This window comes from Pantoea sp. EKM10T (assembly GCF_011800685.1).
Classification (GTDB): Bacteria; Pseudomonadota; Gammaproteobacteria; order Enterobacterales; family Enterobacteriaceae; genus Pantoea; species Pantoea agglomerans.
Map to the genome: position 1 here is coordinate 63278 of NZ_JAALEU010000003.1, position 20957 is coordinate 84234.

Genomic DNA, 20957 nt, shown 5'->3' on the forward strand with positions numbered 1-20957 from the left:
AGTCACTCTGTAAAACCTCCCTTTTATCTGAATGTTCAGGTGTAGAGCTATCGCAGGACACTGTTTTGCACTTTATATCCCACCTGAAGGGACAGTCGCTTTCACTTCATAAAGTTTAAATGTGTTCTTTAGTACTCATTGTATTCATTGTGAGGCAGAACGCCGGTCCATGATTTCTTTCACGTAATGCTCTATAACAATGTGATGTTCATGGCTTATCTGAGAAATGAATGTTTGCAGGAAATCGGGTGTGGAGTGAAGGGTATTTGTGACCAGTTTATCGAAGTCTTTCTGGATAAAGCGGTCATACCCTTTTAGCGTCGAACGCTGGAGCAAGGTATGCGCAGTAATTTCGAGCACGGCACGTCTGTAATCATCGGAAAGCAGAATATCCAGATCGTGCCGGCTAATCTCAAAGGCAAATTCATAGCTGATAAAACCAGAATCGACAGGCAATGAGTAGGTCAGTTTACCTTCCTCCTGTGTCACATGAGGTTCGTATCCGTCACCCATGAGGTGAACTGATTGCATATTAATCTCCTGCTCTTTCAGCCCTGAGTTGTTACTTCAACAGTCTAAACCACCGATATCGATATTATTCCGCTTCTGACGACGAGCGCAAATACTCACAACATCAGGTTGGTCGATAGCGGAAGTTCCCGGTTGTTCACCTGTTCGCTAACGGCAAAACTGACAAAGTGGTATGCCTGTTACGGAGAGTCATGTCAACCGTGAGCAGTGAGCTAAAGTTTTCCAGGTGACTTTATGAGCCGGTCGCCTCTCCACGCTATTTTCGAGACAAAAAATAGCAGAGAGGAGGTCGTCGCTTACACGTTCTGGAAAAAAGCATCAGGCGATGCTTCTGAAAGGGTCTTAAGCGACCAGCCCACACTTCCGGTTTTCTTGTCTGCCACGGATAGGCGCTTTCAAGCTGACCCGCCAGTGCCAGCAATAAGTTCTCCTGATTAAATCCTGCGCAGAACTGCATGCCAATCGGCAGATTATGGGAAGAAAGGAAGCCCAGAGGAACAGACATCGCGGAAGTTCCGCACACGTTCGCCAGTGCAATAAACGGTGACTGATTGAAAACGTGATGTTAGCGCATCGACTGGCTGCTTTGAGCGAAAAGCGGTCGCTTAAATTGTGACATGGAAGCATCTCGATTATTCGTGTCTTTACGCATAGAATTTGATAACTTGAGTTGCCCCACCACCTTAGAGTGCGATCCTACTAATAAAGGAATAAATAATGAAAGCAAGGTTGCTTTTAAGTCTATTACTTTTGGCAATGTCATTTAATGTCGCTGCATTTACTCAATTCAAACCAGCAGTCTTAAATGCTGCTCTTTTGTTCGAGCATGATGCAACTACCGGGAACGTAAAACATAGCCTCCAGTGGATCCGAGATATTTACGGTAAACTTCAGGCGATGACAGAAGTTAGATACGATCGTAACGGGTGCTTTACTAATATCAACATGGTTGATAAGGCAAATGGCCATGAATTCCATTTGGTAAACAAAGATGGTGTACTGACCTCTTTTAAAGGTCAGAGTATTACCGGAAAAATCAATGAACGCTGCGAAATCACTGAGCTTGAGAATGAAAAAGGCAATTATGTACTCAGCTATAATGTGCGCGGATTGCTTGAAACAATCGCGGACAAAGACACGGGCGAAGTTGTAAAGCGATATGAATATCACAATAGCCAATTTCCTGTGCGTATAAGAAACTATAAAGATCGGAAGGACACGCGTATCTTTTATCCATCCGGAAGTGCGCAATTTGTTGACTCAGAGAGCGTATCAAAAACAGGGGACTTAATTGTCCGACTGAAGCAAAGCTGTGCTTACACCGCTGATGGTAATGCAGATAAATGCTCGCTGATCGCCTCCACTAAAGACGACTATCGTAGCTCAATCTTGATATGGATCTCTAATCACGAAACGGAATATTTCTGAATCTATTAAAAATATCAAAGCCAACGCAACCTCTCCCGAGAGATTGTCCTGCTTCCTAATTTTTAATGCCATTGAAATATTATCAATGTCCGCTCCTAGCACGAAGCGGACAAGCTAACTGAGCTAGAGGCCGCTATGAGCGAGGAGCGGACATCAGGTTAGCCGGTATTATGGGTGCCGCCTGTAATTTTCCCGGACATACGTCTGTAGTTTTTAATGGTCGCACTGGAAAGGCTTGCTGCCGTATCTACGATGACAAAGCTGAAAGTGTTTTCAGTTATCAGGGGACTAAGATCTGTACAGGCAATAAGAAGAGCCTCCACATTAAGATTTGCCACTACAGACATTAAATTCATCCACTCTGCCTGTACACCGGAGTCATGAAAACCTTTCGTTTTAATCCGTCCAATTAGCGATGTGGTCATCTCACGAAGCAGAGGTGGATCAATAATCTCTTTGCCAGAAGCTTCTATCCGCGCCTGATAAAAACCCGCTTCCAGTGTAGGTTCCGTAGCCAGTACAGCAATCCTGGTTGCCTCTGCAGGCAGTGACTCAAGTGCAATGTCTGCGATATGCAGAAGTGGGATACCGGAGCTCACCGCCTTCATTTCGGCAAAGTAGCAGTGCGCAAGATTACAGGGAACAGCTATCAGACTCACTTTGGCCCTGACGAGTTCGGTAATACCCTGCTGCAGGGTTGCGATCATCGCATTATCATCAACTTTCTTGCCAGGCCAGAAAGGTGTCGGCAACGAGATAATATGCATTTTAGGAAAATCCATATCATATTTCGCTCCGTACCCGATGTAACAGTCTGTTACCAGCATATCAACGAAGGGGGCTGTGGAGCGGGGTCCCATTCCTGCAAGCACACCTATAGAAAAAGTCATTGTCAGTGCCTCCTTTTAAGATCTTCTTTCCGCTTAACAAATTATCGATAAGTTGCCTGCAAAATTACAGACGAACGGAATGAACATGCCGGAGGTCACTCAGAAAGGTGCAGGTGAACTGCCGCAATTGATCAACACATCATGATGCGGAGAGAGCAGGCTTCAGGCACAAAGCGGACCTACGCTCCGGAAGGTCCGCTATGAGCGAATAGCGGAAGTTTGAAGTGGCTCTCACCTCTGATGAAGGTATTACTTAGAATTGCGGTGTTAATCAATGTGGCGCAAGTCATATAACTGGAATGCTTCGCGGTGTCGCGCTAGCACGTTTTATCGCCGTCAGCCCAGCGCTTGATATCAATTATCTTTGGTGACCGGATTCCCGTGCTCAAGACGTTCTTGGTTGTATAAAGGGAGACCTGTGCGTTGTCACCATGCCGACTTTCGATCTCAATTAGCGTGTTATTTATCAACAATCCCTGTGAAAGGAACTTTTGATTAATCTCCCCTGCTTTGCGTTCACCATCAAATTCGCTCAGTACGATGACCGGATTTCCTGAATATGCCTCATATTCGAGGCACTGTCTTGCCATGTACCTTAGGGTTCGATAAGTATCAGATGAGCCTGCCTTGCTCACGAAACTGCCGTCAAAAGAGGATTGGCTGCTTTTTAGTTCACTGACCGTAATAGCGCACCCGCTTAGTGAGAGCGAAATTAACAGGCTTGCAAGAACAACGTATTTCACGTTTAACTCCATCATTCAGGTAACGGCCATTCGCCGGGGCGGATCAACGTTGTCCTTGCTTTCAGGCGGACTTGTGATTTGGGAAATCAACCGAAACCATCAGCCCACCTTCTGCCGACGTACTGAGGCTTACGCTGCTGTTGTGTTGCTGCGCAACGGCTTTAACGATGGCAAGCCCCAGCCCACTCCCGCTTTGCAGCTGGTTAGGATCACGAAAAAATCTGTCAAACACGCGCTCCCTCAATTCAACGGGAATGCCAGGCCCTGCATCTGAAACACGTAACTGCGTGGATTGATTTAAGGATCGTAATTCCACCTCAATCCTCCCGCCCCAGGGGCTATACTTCACGGCATTTTCGACTACGTTATCGATAAGCGACATTAACCGTTCCCTGACGCCAGTCACCCAGATTTCCTCTTCGGCGTAAAATTCAAGTTCAATCCTGCGTTCCGCCGCGAGCGGTGCCAGCCCGGCCATACGTTCTTGTATGAGCGTTGTCAGCGGCAAAGGCTCCATAACCATGTCAATGCGCGCTTCGCTGTGCATCAGCAGCAGCAACTGATTGACCAGACGAGCCGCACGGCTGTTGCTGCGAACAATGCCCGCAAGCAACTCTTTTTGGCTGTCACTGCTCACATAAGATTCCAGCGCCTCAACATTGATTCGCATCGCCGCCAGGGGGGTACGCAACTCGTGAGCGGCATCGGCAATGAAAACGCGTTCCCGTTCAGTGCTTTCCCGCACCCTGGCAAGAAATCCATTAACTGCGTCAACCATCTGGCGAAGCTCCCTGTGCTTTGGCACTGCTTTTAAGGGCGAGAGATCGTCCGGCGTGCGTAAGGACACTTCATTTACCACTTTATTCCATGGGCGCATTGCAATGCGGATCGACAGCCAGGCAGGGAACAAAAGAAAAGGAATGCATACCAGCAGCGGCATCACGTAGTAGCCACGCGAGTTCAGATAGATAAAGAAATTCCAGCCTCCAGCAGGGGTGATAAGCGTGACCTCTGTGTCGGCGTTCCCGGACTTTAAGGTACGGCTGTTCCAGGCGCGACCATCACTCTCCACGCGCTCAATTTTTCCATAACGGCTGTTTATCACTCCGACTGGCGCACCATCAGAGGCATAAATTATCTCTTTATTCTCGCGTACGATAAGGCTGATTGAGAGTGCTGGATCTTCACCGCCGCCATAATTTTCCCGTACTGCCTTACTTAATGCAGCCAGCACATGCGTTCGCTCCTGCGGGCGATCGTCCATACTCTTAACCACAGTAAAAATGGTTTCGTACGTCTTGCTGCCCGTTAATATCGCCGGACTACGTAAGTCCTCCCACAAAACGTAAGTCAGAAAAAGACACCAGAGCAGAGTGAGCAATAGCATCTGCGCTACCATAATTCGCCGCACGAACGTTGGGGTTCTCAGATGGCGCCAGACATTTCGCATCAACCTGCTCCCTTCTGAATGGGTACGGTATCAATGACATACCCAACGCCCCTCACCGTTCGTACATAGCCTTCGCCGATTTTGCGACGCAAATTCCCCATATGCACATCAAGCGCATTACTCATATTTTCTTTTGCGCCGAAGATCCTTTCTTCCAGAAAACTGCGAGTAAGCACGCGGTCAGTGCGTAACATCAACGTTTCAAGCAGCGCGTATTCACTTGCCGTCAACTCAATATGCCGTGCATTCACGGTCACGCGTCGTGTGGGCACAAAAAGTGATAATCCCCGAAGTTCTATCGCCTCGTTCTGAAAACCATAACTGCGGCGCGCAAGCGCTCTCACCCTCGCCAGCAACTCGGCGAGAACAAACGGTTTGACGAGATAGTCGTCTGCACCCGCGTCCAGCCCGGAAAGGCGATCGTGCAGTGTGCCTCGCGCCGTCAGGATGATCACGGGAATGCCCTTGTGCTGCTGACGCAGGCCCACCATCAGACTCATGCCATCGCCGTCGGGTAATCCGAGGTCGAGCAACACAAGTTCAGGCACGCAGACATCAAGCTGATGCAGCGCATCCTCTTTGCGGCGAACCCATATAACATCAAATCCTTGATCTGCAAGGGCAATACGTATGCCGTTACCGAGATCCAGGTCGTCTTCAATCAGGAGTATTTTCACAATGGTTACGGTATCAGCAGTGAATGAAGAACGTCTGAAGAAAAAAACGGTATCAGGAAATCTATCAGCTTTGCAGCATCTGTGGTTGCTTCACCCTTTCTTCATTTTTGGCTCATGAGAACTTTAGCGGGCGCATTCAAAATGAACGTTCTGGCGTTTACAACCCGCTTGCATCGTAATCATTTGAATGCATAAGGACTTCTTTAATGAGAAATAACACACTGCGTCATAAGTTCCCCCTTTCACTCACGGGGTACAGCCTGAAAAAAATGTTGTCGGGCGCAGTCCTGGCGTTACTGACCACCCCGATACTGGCGGCAGCACAGAATCAGGGCAACGCGTTGACGGTGGGAGGCGGCGCGAACGTGACGCCACGTTATTCTGGTTCGGACAAAAGCCGCGTCACGACTTCCCTGGTGCTTGATTACACCATGGAAAATGGTTTCTTCGTCAGCTCCACGCGGGGCATCGGTTATGGCAATAACATCGGCAAATTCGATTACAACGCTGCGGTGAGCTATCGCGCAGGCCGTAAGGATCGTGACGTGGACAGTGACTCCCTAAGCGATGGCAGCGACTATTTGCGAGGTATGGGGGATGTCAAAGGCTCGGCTCTCGGTGTATTTGGCTTGGGATACGGGGTGACCGACTGGCTTAATTTGCAATTGCAGGCTGAAGTGCCATTTTCTGAGCAAAACAATGGCACGGCATTGCATTTTGGCATTAATAGCCCGCTCTATACCTCACCGAATAATACAGTAACGCTGGCGCTGACCGGCAGCTGGGGGACGGACAAATACATGCAGACTTACTACGGAGTCAGTGCATCTCAATCGGCTGCATCAAGGTTTATCCGATATGATGCCGGATCGGGAATTTATGCCTGGTCGATGAATCTTGACTGGACACACAAGTTCAATGAGGACTGGAGCGTGATTGCCGCAGCAGGCGTTACGCAGTTAACGGGAGATGCGCGCAATAGCCCGATTGTGCAACGAGAAATATCACCCACAGGAAGCCTGCTGGTGACATACCACTTCTGATCGTTATTCAATGTGTGTTTCCCGCCAGCTTATGGCTCTTCTCTGCCAATAAACACGCTTTCTAATCCACCCTCTTTTCAGCTAACGGGGCAGTACGCAACAGATTGCAAAACCTAAAGCTTCAGCCCCGAACATGTATAACATCTGTTCACCTCCGCTGGCGCAACAGCAAAAGCGCGCGCGCCGAAGAACATGCCTACCTTGCTGGTGTTGCGGAATTCGCCAGCAATGCATCGGCGATATCCAGTATGGACCGCAGCGATCGATATGCCGGAGATAATAGTGACATCCCTCGGCGGCATTTGAATACTCTGCAATCCGGCGATGGCGTCGCCATGAGTCCCTGGCAGCATGGCGGCAATCCCTATTCCCCGATGGCACATCTGCGCCTGAACGTCCCGACAGGTGCTGGTGAACATGCACCGCGATTGAGGGAATCTATCGGGCAACCAGGCGACGTAAAAAAAGCGGGATGTACCGTATTAATAAGAATAAGCCCAGTGTCGTACCTACAATGAAGCGAGCATGCGATAGAGCGAGTTGCCTGCCTCCGCCACGGTGATGGATTAAGACTCGGAGTAAAGACGGTCACAAGGATAATGCCGACTACTTACTTTTTGAGAACAGTCTCGGACATAAGCTTAACTATACCCACTCAGAAAATGATATGGCTGTAGATTGCTCCCTGCATATGAGTACATCTTGATGTCAGTAATGTCAGCTTATGGCACCAAGCGGCCAGTCTCATCAGGTGCTGGGTCCGCTAAGAGCGAATAGCGGACATTGCCAGAAGCATTTTATGAGAATTATCAGGGAGCAGATCGATCTTGGGATGTTATGTTAAGCAACATATTAGTGAAAATCTAAACAGGATGTCATTCCAGTGAATGTAAACACTTGCCAGACCTGCGGCCAACCGGTGAGCAAAACACCAGAAACTATGAATTTTGACTGTGGCGGCGATTGTTTATATTGCATGGCTCGCCATGGTGATCCAGACGCAATTGAGGCTATTGAGAGACTTACTGGCAAAAAAGTTAATGTCTGGGGAAGTTTATATAGTTCAAGTGAGGCTAAGGGACGGTCATGAGCGAACAGCGGACGTGGAACCTGTAAATGAATGCCACATAACTGCGTTTGGAAGTCCTGTACGGACATTTCCCTTATTCCCAGGGTAAGCCTTGCTCCCAGCTTTCAACCAGCAGGTCGATAAAGGCGCGAATGCGCGGGGATAAATGTCGTTTACTGGGGTAAATGATCCGAACAGGTTCAGGGGGGAAGGGATAGTCCTCAAGCACGGGTATTAATTTACCGCTACGCAAATCTTCTCCAAGCAAATAGGTTGGTAAGTGGACTATACCAAATCCGGAAATTGCCGATGCCCGCATGGCTTCCGAACTGTCGAGGTTTAGCCGCCCGGGTCCTTCATACACAAAAGTGCCTTCCGGAGTCGCAAACCGCCAGCTGCGTCTCTTTTCTGCACTCAGAAGAAAAATAGTGTCATGCCTGGTTAAGTCTGAGGGCGTTTCTGGAATGCCCCGTGAGGACAAATATTCGGGAGATGCACAAGTGACAATGTGCTGCGAAGCAATCGTTCGGGTAAGAATGCGCGAATCATCGCGAGGTTCACCGATGCGAATGGCAATATCAAAGCCTTCTTCAATCAGGTCGACAAACCTGTCGCTAAAGGACACCTCCGCACGAAGCTCCGGCCACTTTTTCAGATAAACATCAAGAATGGGAAGGATATGGTGCTGACCAAAAGAAAGCGGCGCACTCAGCCGGAGAGTCCCCGTTGGCTTACCTCTGCGCATGGCCATCGCGGCATCAACCTCTTCCAGGTCATCCAGTATCTGTCGGCAACGCTCGAACATGATCCTCCCTTCATCGGTCAGACTCAGACTCCGGGTGGTACGGTTCAGAAGGCGAACCCCCATGCGCGTTTCGAGCCTGACAATACTCTTACCAATGGCAGAACGTGTGAGCCCGAGGGAGCCCGCTGCGTGGGTGTAACTCCCGGCTTTTACCGCCGCGACGAACGCGGCGATATCACCAATGCTGTTGATCTCCATGCTTTATATATCCTCTTTAATACGGGCGTTAACGTACCCCCATACGGGAAGCACATTCCCCAAATGTTTATATATTATAGATTCCTGTTATTTTTTAACGCAAATACAAACAGGAATAAAAATGCTGAATCAACAAACCAAACAAGCCGTAAAAGAATGGTCAGAAAGCCTGGCCGGCCTGGGTCCAATCCTTACCGGTGAGGATACCGTAACGCCTATGAGTGAGGTGCGTGACGCCTACACCCGTATGCTGGCCAAAAATCCTGCACCTTCCGGTGTCAGTTTTGCTGAGGTAGACATGGGAGGCGTGCCGGGAACGCTGGTAACCCCCGACAACCTTGAAACTGATGCCATCGTTATGTACATCCACGGCGGTGCTTACATTGTCGGTGAACCGGCGGGCTATCACGGCATTGGTGGTAACTACGCCAGCATGCTGGGCGCACGGGTTTACATGCCGGATTACCGTCTGGCACCGGAGTATCCCTTCCCTACGCCTGTTACCGACACTGTTCGTGCGTATGAGTGGTTGATTGAGCAGGGCTTTGACGCCAGCAAAATCGTACTGGCGGGCGAGTCTGCGGGCGGAGCGATGGTGGTTACCGTTATGGTAGCTGCACGTAATAAAGGCCTGCCGCTTCCTGCTGGCGGTGTTTCCATTTCCCCATGGGCCAACCTTGAGCACACGGGCGTCTCCATGACCAACCGGGAAGGCCTTGATCCTCTGAACACCAAGGCAGGTCTGGATTTCCTGGCACGCACCTTCCTGGGCGATGCGTTGCCTAATCACCCAATGGCATCACCGGTGTTTGCCGATGTGACAGGTCTGCCGCCGGTGCTGGTTCAGATTGGCGAAAACGAACTGATGCTGAGCGACGCTATGCGGCTCGCAACTCATCTGGGCGATCACCGGGTTCGCGTAAATCTGGAAGTCTGGCCGGGTATGTTCCACGCATGGCATTTCTTCTCCACGCTGCAGCCAGAAGCGGTGCAGGCACTGGAAAGCTCCGTCGTGTTTATGAAGCAGGCCCTGCAGGATGCAGCGAAGTAATCATCAGTGATGAACTAAATAACGGGCGCAACTGATTGCGCCCGTCAGGAGTGAAAATGCCCCCTTTACAGACACAACTCACTTATCCGCCGGATCTTGCCTCACATAGCGCATATAAGCGCGTATTCAGCCCGGGCCGACTGACCTTCGGCTTTATTATGCCACTTGAAGGTTATCCGGATTCACCTTTCCCAACTCTGGAGGATCATCAGGCGCTGGCAAAATTTGCTGATGACGCCGGTTTTTCCGCTCTCTGGATGAGAGATGTACCCTTTTATGACCCGTGGTTTGGTGACACCGGACAAATGCTGGATCCTATGGTCTACCTTGGATTTCTTGCCTCCCAAACTAAACGCATAACCCTGGGTACTACCGGTATGGTGTTACCTCTGCGGGACCCGATTATATTGGCCAAGCAGGCAGCCTCTGTGGACCAGCTAAGTGGTGGGCGCCTTCTGCTGGGATTGTCCAGTGGGGATCGCGCTGTAGAATATCCTGCGTTTGGAGCCGATTATGATAACCGTGCCGAACGCTATCGGGAGGCGTTTGGTCTGATTAAAACCGTCAGTGAGACGTCCTTCCCGGTGGCTGAAACGGCGTTTTACGGAAGGCTTTCAGGCAACCTTGATCTTATTCCTAAACCTTTTAAATCCCGCATTCCGATGATTGTGGTAGGGCGGGCGCGGCAGGACCTGAGCTGGATAGCTGAAGAAAGCGACGGATGGATATGGCATCTGAGTGACTTCTCAACGCTCCCGGAATTGCTTGAATTCTGGCGTGGCGATTACGATGACAATCGTTTCAGACCTTATGGCTATGCCACCTTTTTTGACCTCGATGCTAACCCTGACGCCCCGCTTCGCAGATTGATGAATGGCATCACTGTCGGCCGCAATGCGCTGATAAAGCTATGGAAGGAGCAGGAACGCCAGGGGGTAAACCACGTTGCGTTAAATCTGAAACCGCTGACACGGCCCGCAGCCGAGGTGATGGCTGAAATGGCAGAATTCGTGTTACCCGAGTTTCCTTCTGAATAAACGCAGGACAATAAATGAACAGTTCATTTCATTCTTCGGTGCAGAGCCTGATTAGTTTTTGTGAAACCTGGTCAGGAAATGCTTGCTCAGACAATAGCCAATGGCTGGACCCCTCGGTCAGATTAGTCAGCAGTCATCGTGGAACAGTTTCCGGCCGTGAAAATGTCACCGCCCTTTTGCAAAATGACTTTGCTGACCTGGATAACGTATCCGTTACGCTGACAAACACCGTTGAGCGCCGGAACGATAAAGATTACGTCGCCAGTGCATACCTGCACGGGCAGGCTTCGCGCAAAGGTTCCGGACGTCATAACCAGGTGCGGTTTGGGGGGACGGTCGTGATGAGGGCAGGCACAGATGAGTCCCAACCTGTTATCCATACTCTTCACCTGCAAATAACCTGGACTTCAGGTGCAAGGCAGTTGTTATCGGGATGGCTGCTACCGGCTGAAGAATCCGGCTGGCATCAGGGATTTCCGCAAGTCGCCATCATCAGTGAACTTGACGCCCCCTGGCATATTGTGCCAGAAAACCACCGTGATACGAGTGAAGAACAGGGAGTCATCGATACCTGGTATCGCTATGCGTGGGCGCTGGACCAGGCAGATTTCAAACTTTTCAGCACATGCTTTAGTGAAAATGCTGCGGGTAATTTTACCCCCCTGGGCTACATATCAGGGAGGCGGAATATTATTGCCGCAATGAAAGCCTTCCGGCTTCCGTGGCCCTGGATGCAGCATTATGGTGAACCGCTGAAAGTATGTATCCAGTCCGATCGTCAGTCGGCCATCCTGATAATAGGCCGTATTATCGCGGAGAAAACACACGACTCAGGGGAGCGCGAAATCTACGGCGCGCATTACCGGGTTGGAATGGAAAAGGATTCTCACAATCGTTGGTCAATATGCTGGAGCGAATATAATCCAGGCTGGCTTTCAACAGACGATGTATCCGGTATTGATACCGCATTACCGCGTAACAGATGAACGCTGCGCGCTCGGCAAGCGTGCCGGCAACTCTTTTTTCAGTTCTTCAATCAAGGCTCTCACTTTAGGAAGGACCGTGTGAGTCCTGGGCCAAATTGCAGAAATGGGGGTGGGCGGTGCCTGAAATGTGGGTAGAATTGCACGAAGCTGCCCCTTTTTGATGGCATCACCGCATAACCAGTCCGGAAGTTGCGTCACCCCACATCCGGCAATAGCCGCTTCCAGCATGGCTTGACCATTATTAAAACGGTAGGCTGAGGAAACAACATGCCTTACAACGTGTCCCTCTTTACCCCGGATTAGCCAGTAAGTTTGCCCGTCTGACGGTAACCCTGAAATGCATCTGTGTGATGAAAGCTCACGAAGATCAATGGGGGTGCCTGCTCGTTCAAGATAGCCCTCAGAGGCGCAAATGGTAAGCCTTTGCTCGCCCAGGCGGGTGGCAACCAAATCACCTGAGTCAGGCAGGGGGCCAAGCCTCAGCGCCAGGTCAAAGCCGTCTGTCGCCGGGTCGCGAACCCGATCACTGAAATCAACTTCGATATTCAGGGCCCGGTATTTTAAAGCCATGATATTGAGTAAGGGCATAATGAAAAGGTGCCCAAAGGCCACGGGAACCGTCAGCCGCATCAGTCCAGATGGCTCGACTATTCCCGCCTCTATTCTGCTTTCGGCATCTGAAATCATATCCAGAGCAGCAGTGCAGCGATTGAAATAGATCTCACCTTCCGGTGTCAGCGACAGGCTTCGCGTACTGCGGTTGAGTAAACGAACCCCCAGCCGAATTTCAAGACGCTTGATGCTTTTGCTGAGTGCAGAACGCGTCACGCCTAAACCCTCAGCTGCAGCAACGAAACTGCCTTTTCTGACGACTTCAGTAAATTCCTGTACGCCATTGAGTTGTGCCGTCACAAATATTGGTTCCTTTATCTCAACACTGAGGGGCTTTTTGCCCAGGTAATCATGGCCTTCAAATAAGGATAAGATCGTTGCTAACAGATTTTTACCATGAAATGGCTTCAGGAGACAGAATGAGCGAGTTGCTGAATATCTTTACAATGAATGGAATAAAGCTTAGCAATCGTGTCGTTATGGCACCAATGACACGATCGCGGGCCTATAACCTTGTTCCCACTGACAGTATGGTCACCTACTATCGCCAGCGCGCAACAGCAGGTTTAATTGTTTCCGAAGGTTCACCTGTTTCAATGGAAGGCCGTGGACAGGCTTACACGCCGGGAATTTACACTGACGAACAGATAGTGGGCTGGAAAAAAGTTACTGAGGCAGTACATGCGCAGGGTGGGAAAATATTCATCCAGCTATGGCACGTAGGACGTTCCTCTCACATTGCTCACCAGCCTGATGGGCAGGCACCGGTCAGCTCCGTATCACGCGTTGCAGAAGGCTGCACCACTCACATTCCCGGTGATAACTGTCAGTCTGTACGCGTATTTCACAGCCAGCCCCGCGCATTAGCAACGGATGAAGTCCCGCGAATAACGCAGGATTTCGTTCGGGCGGCTAAAAATGCTATCGAGGCGGGGTTTGACGGTGTGGAGATCCACGCGGCTAACGGCTACATCTTCGAGCAATTTATCAATGGTGGACTTAACGACAGAACAGATCGTTATGGCGGTAATATTGCCAATCGTCTGCGGTTTACGCTGGAAACTGTGGATGCCGTCTCTGCAGCCATCGGGAGTCATCTGACAGGTATCCGTATTGCGCCCTATGGCCGTCTGCAGGATATGCATGCTTTTGATGATGAGCAGGATACCTGGTTATCTTTGGCTATCGAACTGCGTCGTCGACATCTCGCATATGTGCATTTGAGCGATCAGGAATCACTCGGAGCTCAGGCCATTCCAGCTGGCTTCCTGACAAAGTTTCGTGAGGCCTACGAGGGAACTCTTATTGTCGCGGGCAGCTATACACAGGAGCATGCAGAACTGGCACTCAGAGAAGGATATGCCGACTTAATCGCATTTGGGCGTCCTTTCATAGCCAATCCTGATCTCGTTAATCGCATGAAAAATGGGTGGCCGATAGCTATTCCTGATAAAGATACGTTCTATACCGGGCGAGATACAGGTTATATAGATTATCCCACGTATCACGTGGATTAAGTTCCCATAAGCTGGAATGTATCCGAAATGCCTCCGATCCTAAAACAGCTCCGGTTTTCACGCGATTGGGAGAGGAGCTATTCAATTAATAGTTAAAATTCCAAATAAATAAATTTCAAATAATTACTTCGTTAGCGTGGTTTTACATCATGGGCCTTCAAATCCAGTGTCCGTTTTTGGCACGAAACGGAGGCTGGTGTCAGGCCAGCTATGATCGAGGAGCGGACATGACATCCCAAGGATGGTTTGAATAAGTGTTGTCCCATCACTCGTTTTAGGCTGATGCTTTCCTTAACAGGATGCTTTAAGTTGGTCACATTTATCCTGCAGGATATAACCATGATAACAGTAGAAAAATCAGATCCATTTTCGTCAGAGTCCCATCGCTTAGTCGAAGTTCTATCAGCAGAACTTGCCGCTATTACTGGTGATAACGGCAAAAGCAATTTCACCGTCGAAGCAATGAGTGATGACAATGCTTTATGGGCATTAGCAAAGAATTCTCAAGGCAAAGCTTTGGGATGTGGTGCTATACGGCCATTAACTAAAAATATAGCCGAGATTAAAAGGATGTTTTCAGACCGAAGTGCGTCAGGGATTGGCGTTGCTTTACTCACTTTTCTTGAAAAATCTGCAAAAGAGATGGGATATATCGAAATTAGGCTGGAAACCCGACACATCAACTATCGTGCTGTAAATTTCTACATGAAAAATGGTTATGTCCCTATCGAGAATTACGGCCCATATATAGGCAGGGCAGAAGCTGTCTGTTTCTCAAAGGCATTACGCTGACTATATTAATTGGAACTGATGTCCGCTTCTGGCACTAAGCGGACTGACGGCAGCCCAGGGTCCACTATGAGCGAGAAGCATAAGTCGCTGCTGCGTAAGCCGGAATAGAGCTTTGGTGGTGCGGCGGGCGAGAAGAATAGTCCGCATTCAAAAAGCTTTCTCGATGGCGTCAAAAAGTTCTTCGACGATTTGACTCGCTAAGCGGAAACGCTGCGGTAAACATAAAAAGCTCCTGCTGTGCAGGGGCTTTTTTTATTGCTGTACTATTCAGCAAAACGTATCCGTTAGGGGGTACTTAAAAATTTTTCTCATGTTTCCGCTTTCGTTGTCGATAACCTGATTGCTGGTTGAGTGATGATTTCACTCAGCATTTTTTTCATTTCAGGCGATAAGGATATTTATGAACAAGCTTTGTGTTGCGGCGTTGTTGGCTCTGAGTTTAACCGGCTGTGCGCAGCAGACTTTCGTAATGAAACAGAATCAAGTTGGCGCGGCGACGAAAACCACCAGCCAGCCGTTCTTTGTTTCAGGTATCGGTCAGCGTAAGAGCATTGATGCGGCGCAGGTGTGCGGCGGCCAGGAAAAAGTTAACCGGGTTGAAGTGCAGCAGACGTTTGTTAATGGCTTACTGAGCGTGGTGACGTTTGGTATCTACACGCCACGTGAAGCGCGCGTTTATTGCGCCATCTGATAATGCCTCAGGCCGGTTCGCCGGCCTAATCCTGCGCCTGTTATTAAATCGCATTAGTATATTGTAACTATTAAATTCTGCTCTCGCACCGCTGCGCGGCTCGCCTGCTGACGACGATATCCGAAACGAGTTCAGGCAACGTCGTCCAGCCTGGTAAAAGCAGTGGTAAGCTGTTGATGCGTGTCAGTCCGCTTTGAGCGAGTAACAGACATTGCAAAAAGCGTGCTGTAAGGATTAACAGGGAGCAGGTCAGTCGCCTTCATCACTTATACGCATAAAAAGATCAAGCCTAAAGCATGCATCTGCGCGGGCATCCAGATCCGGTTTTTCTCACCTCCTCCAGCTAACTCCTCCACACCCCGACTTCAATGATGACGTCGCGTAGCCCCGCACTGGTTAAATCTGACGATAGAGAAAGTAATGTTTTCACTGATGATATGTCCTAAAATCATGATCATTGAGTAAAAACGATGGCTGCAATCAGATTCATAGCATCATAAGCCGTGAAACAGTCAATCTGCATTTCAATTATTTCTACAAAATGAGGTCAAATTGAGGCCTTTAAGACAAGCTGCTACGGAGTGACTGGCATGAGTGAGTTAGTGACAATGGCCTTGAGGGACCGACCTGATGACGAATAAACAGGGTGTTTTGATTGTTAACCTTGGAACACCAAAAGAACCAACGCCTGTTGCTGTAAAGAAATTTTTATCTAAATTTCTGCATGACTACAGAGTGGTCGACTTACCGAGAATCATCTGGTGCCCCATTCTACATGGCGTGATTATCCCATTACGTGCAAGGCGAGTGGCGAAATTATATTCTTCGATTTGGATGGAGGAAGGTTCCCCTCTCATGGTTTACAGCGTCAGGCAAGCCCGTGCGCTTGAAGAAGTGACAGGTATGCCCGTCGAGCTGGGGATGAGTTATGGCGAGCCGAGTATAGGTGGTGCAATTGACAGGCTACTTGAAAAAGGCGTCGATAAAATTATCGTCATTCCTTTGTATCCCCAGTTTTCATCTTCGACCGTTTCTTCTGTTTGGGATAGCGTGAGCCGTCACCTGCAGATAATGAAGAACCGGTATACACCCTCCATAAATTTCATCAATGACTATGCCGATCACCCTGCCTACATTGAAGCGTTAAGAGCATCCGTTCAGGCATCTTTCGAAGCTAACGGCGTTCCAGATGCATTGTTAATTTCATATCATGGTATACCGGTAAGGTTTGTCAAAGAGGGGGACCGATACCAGGAAAGATGTGAGTTAACGACAAAATTACTCATTGAAGCAATCAATATGCCGTCACTGAAAATATTGATGACGTTCCAGTCAAGATTCGGCAGAGAGCCATGGTTAACGCCTTTTACTGATGAGACAATTAAAAATCTACCGAATGAAGGAATAAAAAGCCTGCAGGTAATCAGCCCGGGGTTTGCATCAGACTGTTTAGAAACGCTTGAGGAGCTTGATGAGCAGAACAGGGAGATTTTTATGCATGCGGGTGGTACATCGTTTACTTACATACCGGCGCTTAATGATAAACCGATTCATATCGAGATGCTGCGACAACTTGTGAACCTTAATCGGTTTCAGGGATGATTTTCACACTCTTGGGAGCAGGATGTTGCAGGTGTCAACATTCATAGTGAAACCAGAAGTGGGCCCTCCCGGACATGTATGTGATACGTTCCGGGGCGGCGTTATAGGGGCCGCCTGGAAAACCAGCCACTCCAGCTGCAAGCAACTGCCTTGTACGTGGGTATGAGTCGGAGATTATTCGTGGGCAAGTCAGCTATGAGCGAGGAGCGGACGTTTAGTATTTACGGGTACGCCTGCGCTGGCGCACCCGGTTACACTCAGGGCTTCCAGCGGCGCAGAGAGGTATGGTCTTCATACGGCAGCTTTGAAGGTAAAGAAATCAGTTCAATGACGCTACCCCACGGCGTGCGGCCGTAACAGAAAAAGTTATTCTCTCCCACCTCAGTTGGAAACATCAGGGGCTGAGGAGAAGTAAACATTTTCCCGCCAGCCTGCTCGAACAGGCTGATAGCCTCGTTGATGTCATCAGCGTAAACAGCAAAATGCTGCAGGCCATAATCGCTGGGTCGCACGGGCTGACTTTGCTCTGGCCCCTTCATTTCAAAAAGTTCCAGTCCCGGGCCGTGCTTCAGCTTCATCATTCTGACCGTGGTAATTTTCGTTCCCGGGAACAGGTTCAGAATATTTTCCGTTTCTTCGCCTTTTACGTCATCGTCTGAAGGCGAGACGGAGTCATAAATAACTTCTGCACCAAAGGCGTCAGAAAAGAAGCGGGTAGCCTCATCAATATCAGCAACGGTAATGCCGACGTGGTCCATACCGCGAATAACGTTGGTAGACATAGTTTTCTCCCTGTGGTTGTTCAGATGTGAGTAATGTTATTAATCAGCCCTGGCGGGCCGCCATTGTCGCGAGCGCACTAAGCTGAGCCGAAATATGGTCACGGGTGTCCGCATCCGTTATGCGGCCGGATTTCGGATCAAGCCGGGATGAGGCCTGTCCAATCATGACCTCTGGCTTGTTAAGCACTCTGCCGTCAAGAAAGACCAGAATCTGACGCAGGTGATACTGCGCCCTTGCACCACCTATGGCACCGGGTGACGCAGTGATTATGGCGACGGGCTTACCGGCGACAGGGGTATCCGGAAGACGTGAAAGCCAGTCCAGCGCATTTTTCAGGGCACCCGGCACAGAATAGTTATATTCAGGTGTAACAATGATCAGGCCGTCTGCTGCCGCTATCGCTTGTCCCATTTCAACAACCGATTCAGGAAACCCCTGAGCCTGCAGGTCAGCGTCGTAATGCGGTATTTCTCCGACAGAGCTGAGCGCGCTGACATCCACGCCTGCCGGCGCCAGCAGGCTAAGATTGCGGGCTACGACGGCGTTAAAAGATTCCGCGCGAAGACTGCCCAGCAGTGAGACAAATTTCAAAGGTCTTGTCTGTGACATGACTGCTCCCTGTGTTTTTAAGATGGATACGCCGACAGGTGCCGGCACTTTGTTTTCGAACTGACTTAAGCCTGGTATAGAATTACACATCGATAAACACGCTATGAGTCGCCAGAGAGTCAACTTTATGTCTACCGGGTTTACAGCCGAATCCTTGCGAGGAATCACGACTTTTGTCACAACGGCCAGGTCCAGCAGCTTTACTGAAGCTGCTGAGCAATTGGGCATTACAAAATCTGCCGTCGGAAAAAGCGTGGCGCGGCTTGAGGAGAGGCTGGGAACGCGGCTGTTTCACCGCTCAACCCGTAAGCTAAGTCTGACCAGTGACGGAGAGGCCTATCTCACCAGTTGCCTCTCTGCGCTGGAAATTCTGGACTCGGCTGAAAATACGCTCAGCCGGCGGCAGGACAATCCTGCCGGAACGGTGCGTATAGACATGCCAGCATCATTCGGACGCAATCTGATGATGCCGGTGCTGCTTGAAGTGATGAATCGTTATCCAGCCCTGCGTCTGGTGTTGACCTTTAACGATCGTCTGATTGATCCGGTTGAGGAGGGCGTTGACCTGGTACTGCGCCTGGGCGAACTGCAGAGTACCGATGAGCTGATTGCGCGTCGTCTGAGCCGACAGCGCCTCATGCTCTGCGCATCTCCCGCTTATGTTGAGCGGCATAGTCAGCCCTTTGATGTCGAAGCGCTAAAAAAACACTGCTGCATTATGGGGTACCGACGGGGGGCACCGCTTGCCTGGCGGCTGCGGCCAGCCGGGGAGCGGGAAATAAAGTTTATCTCGGCCTCGGCACACCAGATAAGCGACGGAGACGCCATGCTTCAGGCCTGCCTGGCAGGAGCAGGTATTGCCCAGTTTCCGGAATCGATGGTGAACAGCCATATTGATGAGGGCAGGCTTGTTGCTGTTATGCCCGATCATATGCCCGTACCCGTCGGGCTGAACGTTGTCTGGCCCCGGACAAGGCATCTGATCCCCAGGGTCAGGCTTATTGTCGATGAACTGCTGAGTAAGGCCGAAAAAGGATACTTTGGCACGCTTAAGTAGAATTTTTGTCACCACTCAGGCGATTTCAGGGCTGTTTATCAACTCTAAGCAAGCTTATATCCTGTCTGTCCTGCTGCCATCACCGTGTCATGTGCCGGTTCTTTAAACGAAAGCCGGCACGTGTTATGCGCAGCTCAGACAAAAAAATAGGTTAACTGACAGGATATTTGTTATGCCACTTGCTCTCTGGGCGCTGGCGATTGGTGCATTCGGTATCGGTACGACTGAATTCATCATTGCCGGCCTGCTTCCCGTTATTGCCGCTGATTTCAACGTTACTATTCCCGTGGCCGCAAATCTGGCAACGGCTTATGCGCTGGGTGTTTTTGTCGGCGCGCCGGCCCTGATTATTCTGGGCTCAAAAGTGCCCCGAAAAGCCATGCTGGTTTTCCTGATGCTGCTGTTTGTGGCGGGTAACCTCGTTACGGCCTTTGCGCCCACGCTGGGCATTGCCATTCTGGGCAGGATCATCACGTCTCTGACTCACGGCGCCTTCTTTGGTATTGGTTCGATCATTGCTGCCGATATGGTTGCGCCGTCTAAGCGGGTAAGGGCGATTGCATTCATGTTCATGGGACTGACCGTAGCAAATCTTATTGGTGTTCCCGTCGGTACCTGGATCGGGCAGCATCTTTCCTGGCGAGATGCTTTTATGGTTATTGCCGCAATTGGAGTTGTTACGGTTATCAGCGTCGGCATGCTTATCCCGCATCAGCCCCGTCCGGAGAACCATAATTTCGCACACGAGTTTTATGCCTTCCGCAACGTCAATGTTCTGCTGGCGATGGGCATAACGGTCTTTGGGCCGGGTGCATTTTTTACCTCCATTACCTATATCGCACCCATGATGATCGGGCTGGCCGGATACAGCGAAAGCAGCCTGGCATGGCTGATGCTGCTGTTCGGTCTGGGGCTATTTGTCGGTAATCAGTTGGGCGGCAGATATGCCGATCGCGCGCTTATGCCGATGCTTTACGTCACCCTGGCCGCTCAGGCCGTAGTCCTGCTGGTATTTAACTTTACTGCCCACAACCAGGTCATGTCAGCGGTCTGTATTTTTCTGATGGCTGCGTTTGGGTTTGCGACCGTGTCCCCCATCCAGAAACTGGTGATGGACAAAGCGCGGGCGGCAGGGGCTCCGACGCTGGCTGCAGCCGTTAACATAGGCCTCTTCAATCTCGGTAATGCCCTGGGTGCATGGCTGGGAGGGGCAGTTATAGCGGCCGGCTTTGGTCTTCAGTCGCCTGACTGGGCAGGCGCGATACTCTCGGTTATAGCGCTGATTCTGGCAGTTATATCCGGACTGACTGACAAAACCGGGCATAGCGCTGCTATGCGTTCAGCTTCTCACAGTGAGTAACGTCCGCTTCTGGCACTGAACAGACG

Annotated in this window: 20 protein-coding genes and 1 pseudogene; 12 read left to right on the top strand and 9 right to left on the bottom strand. The window is 50.1% G+C overall.

From position 1 onward, the window contains the following. Positions 1 to 144: 144 nt before the first annotated feature. Positions 145 to 531, bottom strand: coding sequence for a hypothetical protein (locus tag HFD95_RS06765; protein WP_052271244.1), 387 nt, complete (start codon positions 529 to 531; stop codon positions 145 to 147). A 717-nt stretch (positions 532 to 1248) separates the two neighbouring features. Between HFD95_RS06765 and HFD95_RS06775 the strand changes: the two genes are divergently transcribed. Beyond that, on the top strand, positions 1249 to 1959 hold the full coding sequence (locus tag HFD95_RS06775; protein WP_033773736.1) for a YnfC family lipoprotein: 711 nt from the start codon (positions 1249 to 1251) through the stop codon (positions 1957 to 1959). A gap of 158 nt (positions 1960 to 2117) precedes the next feature. Here HFD95_RS06775 and HFD95_RS06780 read toward each other — a convergent pair whose 3' ends face one another. From HFD95_RS06780 to HFD95_RS06795, 4 genes are all read right to left on the bottom strand, one after another. Further along, positions 2118 to 2849, bottom strand: coding sequence for an aspartate/glutamate racemase family protein (locus tag HFD95_RS06780; protein ID WP_022624658.1), 732 nt, complete (start codon positions 2847 to 2849; stop codon positions 2118 to 2120). Positions 2850 to 3166: 317 nt separating this feature from the next. Next, positions 3167 to 3604, bottom strand: a complete 438-nt coding sequence (locus tag HFD95_RS06785; protein ID WP_364109860.1) for a hypothetical protein — start codon at positions 3602 to 3604, stop codon at positions 3167 to 3169. A gap of 49 nt (positions 3605 to 3653) precedes the next feature. Next, a complete protein-coding gene (locus tag HFD95_RS06790) occupies positions 3654 to 5042 on the bottom strand; it encodes a HAMP domain-containing sensor histidine kinase (RefSeq protein WP_029519286.1) in 1389 nt (462 codons plus the stop codon). Further along, positions 5042 to 5719, bottom strand: a complete 678-nt coding sequence (locus HFD95_RS06795; protein WP_010259845.1) for a response regulator transcription factor — start codon at positions 5717 to 5719, stop codon at positions 5042 to 5044. Before HFD95_RS06795 ends, HFD95_RS06790 begins: the two co-directional genes overlap by 1 nt. Before the next feature lie 206 nt (positions 5720 to 5925). Here HFD95_RS06795 and HFD95_RS06800 point away from each other — a divergent pair, with 206 nt between their 5' ends. After that, complete coding sequence (locus HFD95_RS06800) at positions 5926 to 6762, top strand: MipA/OmpV family protein (RefSeq protein WP_010259842.1); 837 nt, start codon at positions 5926 to 5928, stop codon at positions 6760 to 6762. Positions 6763 to 7925: 1163 nt separating this feature from the next. On the opposite strand, the gene HFD95_RS06805 is transcribed toward HFD95_RS06800, so the two are convergent. Further along, complete coding sequence (locus tag HFD95_RS06805) at positions 7926 to 8834, bottom strand: LysR family transcriptional regulator (protein ID WP_010670668.1); 909 nt, start codon at positions 8832 to 8834, stop codon at positions 7926 to 7928. 121 nt (positions 8835 to 8955) lie between these two features. Here HFD95_RS06805 and HFD95_RS06810 point away from each other — a divergent pair, with 121 nt between their 5' ends. From HFD95_RS06810 to HFD95_RS06820, 3 genes are read left to right on the top strand one after another with little or no spacing between them, the layout of a single operon-like run. Further along, entirely contained in the window at positions 8956 to 9885 is a 930-nt protein-coding gene (locus HFD95_RS06810; RefSeq protein ID WP_010670669.1) for an alpha/beta hydrolase, read from the top strand. Positions 9886 to 9941: 56 nt separating this feature from the next. Further along, complete coding sequence (locus HFD95_RS06815) at positions 9942 to 10922, top strand: TIGR03571 family LLM class oxidoreductase (RefSeq protein ID WP_167429994.1); 981 nt, start codon at positions 9942 to 9944, stop codon at positions 10920 to 10922. Between the two features lie 14 nt (positions 10923 to 10936). Then, positions 10937 to 11908 carry a nuclear transport factor 2 family protein gene (locus HFD95_RS06820; protein WP_080571089.1) on the top strand — a complete coding sequence of 324 codons (972 nt, stop codon included), beginning with the start codon at positions 10937 to 10939 and terminating at the stop codon, positions 11906 to 11908. On the opposite strand, the gene HFD95_RS06825 is transcribed toward HFD95_RS06820, so the two are convergent. Next, positions 11891 to 12820 carry a LysR family transcriptional regulator gene (locus tag HFD95_RS06825; protein WP_022624662.1) on the bottom strand — a complete coding sequence of 310 codons (930 nt, stop codon included), beginning with the start codon at positions 12818 to 12820 and terminating at the stop codon, positions 11891 to 11893. The genes HFD95_RS06820 and HFD95_RS06825 overlap by 18 nt on opposite strands. A 119-nt stretch (positions 12821 to 12939) precedes the next feature. Here HFD95_RS06825 and HFD95_RS06830 point away from each other — a divergent pair, with 119 nt between their 5' ends. The 5 genes and pseudogenes from HFD95_RS06830 (at position 12940) to hemH (ending at position 17122) form a co-directional block, all read left to right on the top strand. Continuing rightward, complete coding sequence (locus HFD95_RS06830) at positions 12940 to 14037, top strand: alkene reductase (protein ID WP_010670674.1); 1098 nt, start codon at positions 12940 to 12942, stop codon at positions 14035 to 14037. Between the two features lie 339 nt (positions 14038 to 14376). Further along, the gene (locus HFD95_RS06835; protein ID WP_022624663.1) at positions 14377 to 14829 is read left to right on the top strand and encodes a GNAT family N-acetyltransferase; all 453 of its coding nucleotides are present in this window, start codon (positions 14377 to 14379) and stop codon (positions 14827 to 14829) included. 66 nt (positions 14830 to 14895) lie between these two features. Further along, positions 14896 to 15030, top strand: a pseudogene (locus HFD95_RS06840) (molecular chaperone DnaJ); the annotation flags it as partial. Between the two features lie 199 nt (positions 15031 to 15229). Further along, the gene (locus tag HFD95_RS06845; RefSeq protein ID WP_010259114.1) at positions 15230 to 15520 is read left to right on the top strand and encodes a Bor family protein; all 291 of its coding nucleotides are present in this window, start codon (positions 15230 to 15232) and stop codon (positions 15518 to 15520) included. Positions 15521 to 16150: 630 nt separating this feature from the next. Then, positions 16151 to 17122: a ferrochelatase gene (hemH, locus tag HFD95_RS06850; RefSeq protein ID WP_033760042.1), complete on the top strand. Its 972-nt coding sequence runs from the start codon at positions 16151 to 16153 to the stop codon at positions 17120 to 17122. Positions 17123 to 17379: 257 nt separating this feature from the next. Here the strand turns inward: hemH and HFD95_RS06855 are convergent, their stop codons facing one another. After that, complete coding sequence (locus HFD95_RS06855; RefSeq protein WP_167429995.1) at positions 17380 to 17904, bottom strand: VOC family protein; 525 nt, start codon at positions 17902 to 17904, stop codon at positions 17380 to 17382. Between the two features lie 43 nt (positions 17905 to 17947). Beyond that, the gene (locus HFD95_RS06860; RefSeq protein WP_050679444.1) at positions 17948 to 18514 is read right to left on the bottom strand and encodes an NADPH-dependent FMN reductase; all 567 of its coding nucleotides are present in this window, start codon (positions 18512 to 18514) and stop codon (positions 17948 to 17950) included. A 127-nt stretch (positions 18515 to 18641) separates the two neighbouring features. On the opposite strand from HFD95_RS06860, the gene HFD95_RS06865 reads away from it, so the two are divergent. Further along, complete coding sequence (locus tag HFD95_RS06865; protein WP_167429996.1) at positions 18642 to 19571, top strand: LysR family transcriptional regulator; 930 nt, start codon at positions 18642 to 18644, stop codon at positions 19569 to 19571. A 172-nt stretch (positions 19572 to 19743) separates the two neighbouring features. Further along, complete coding sequence (locus HFD95_RS06870; RefSeq protein WP_167429997.1) at positions 19744 to 20931, top strand: MFS transporter; 1188 nt, start codon at positions 19744 to 19746, stop codon at positions 20929 to 20931. Positions 20932 to 20957: the final 26 nt, after the last annotated feature.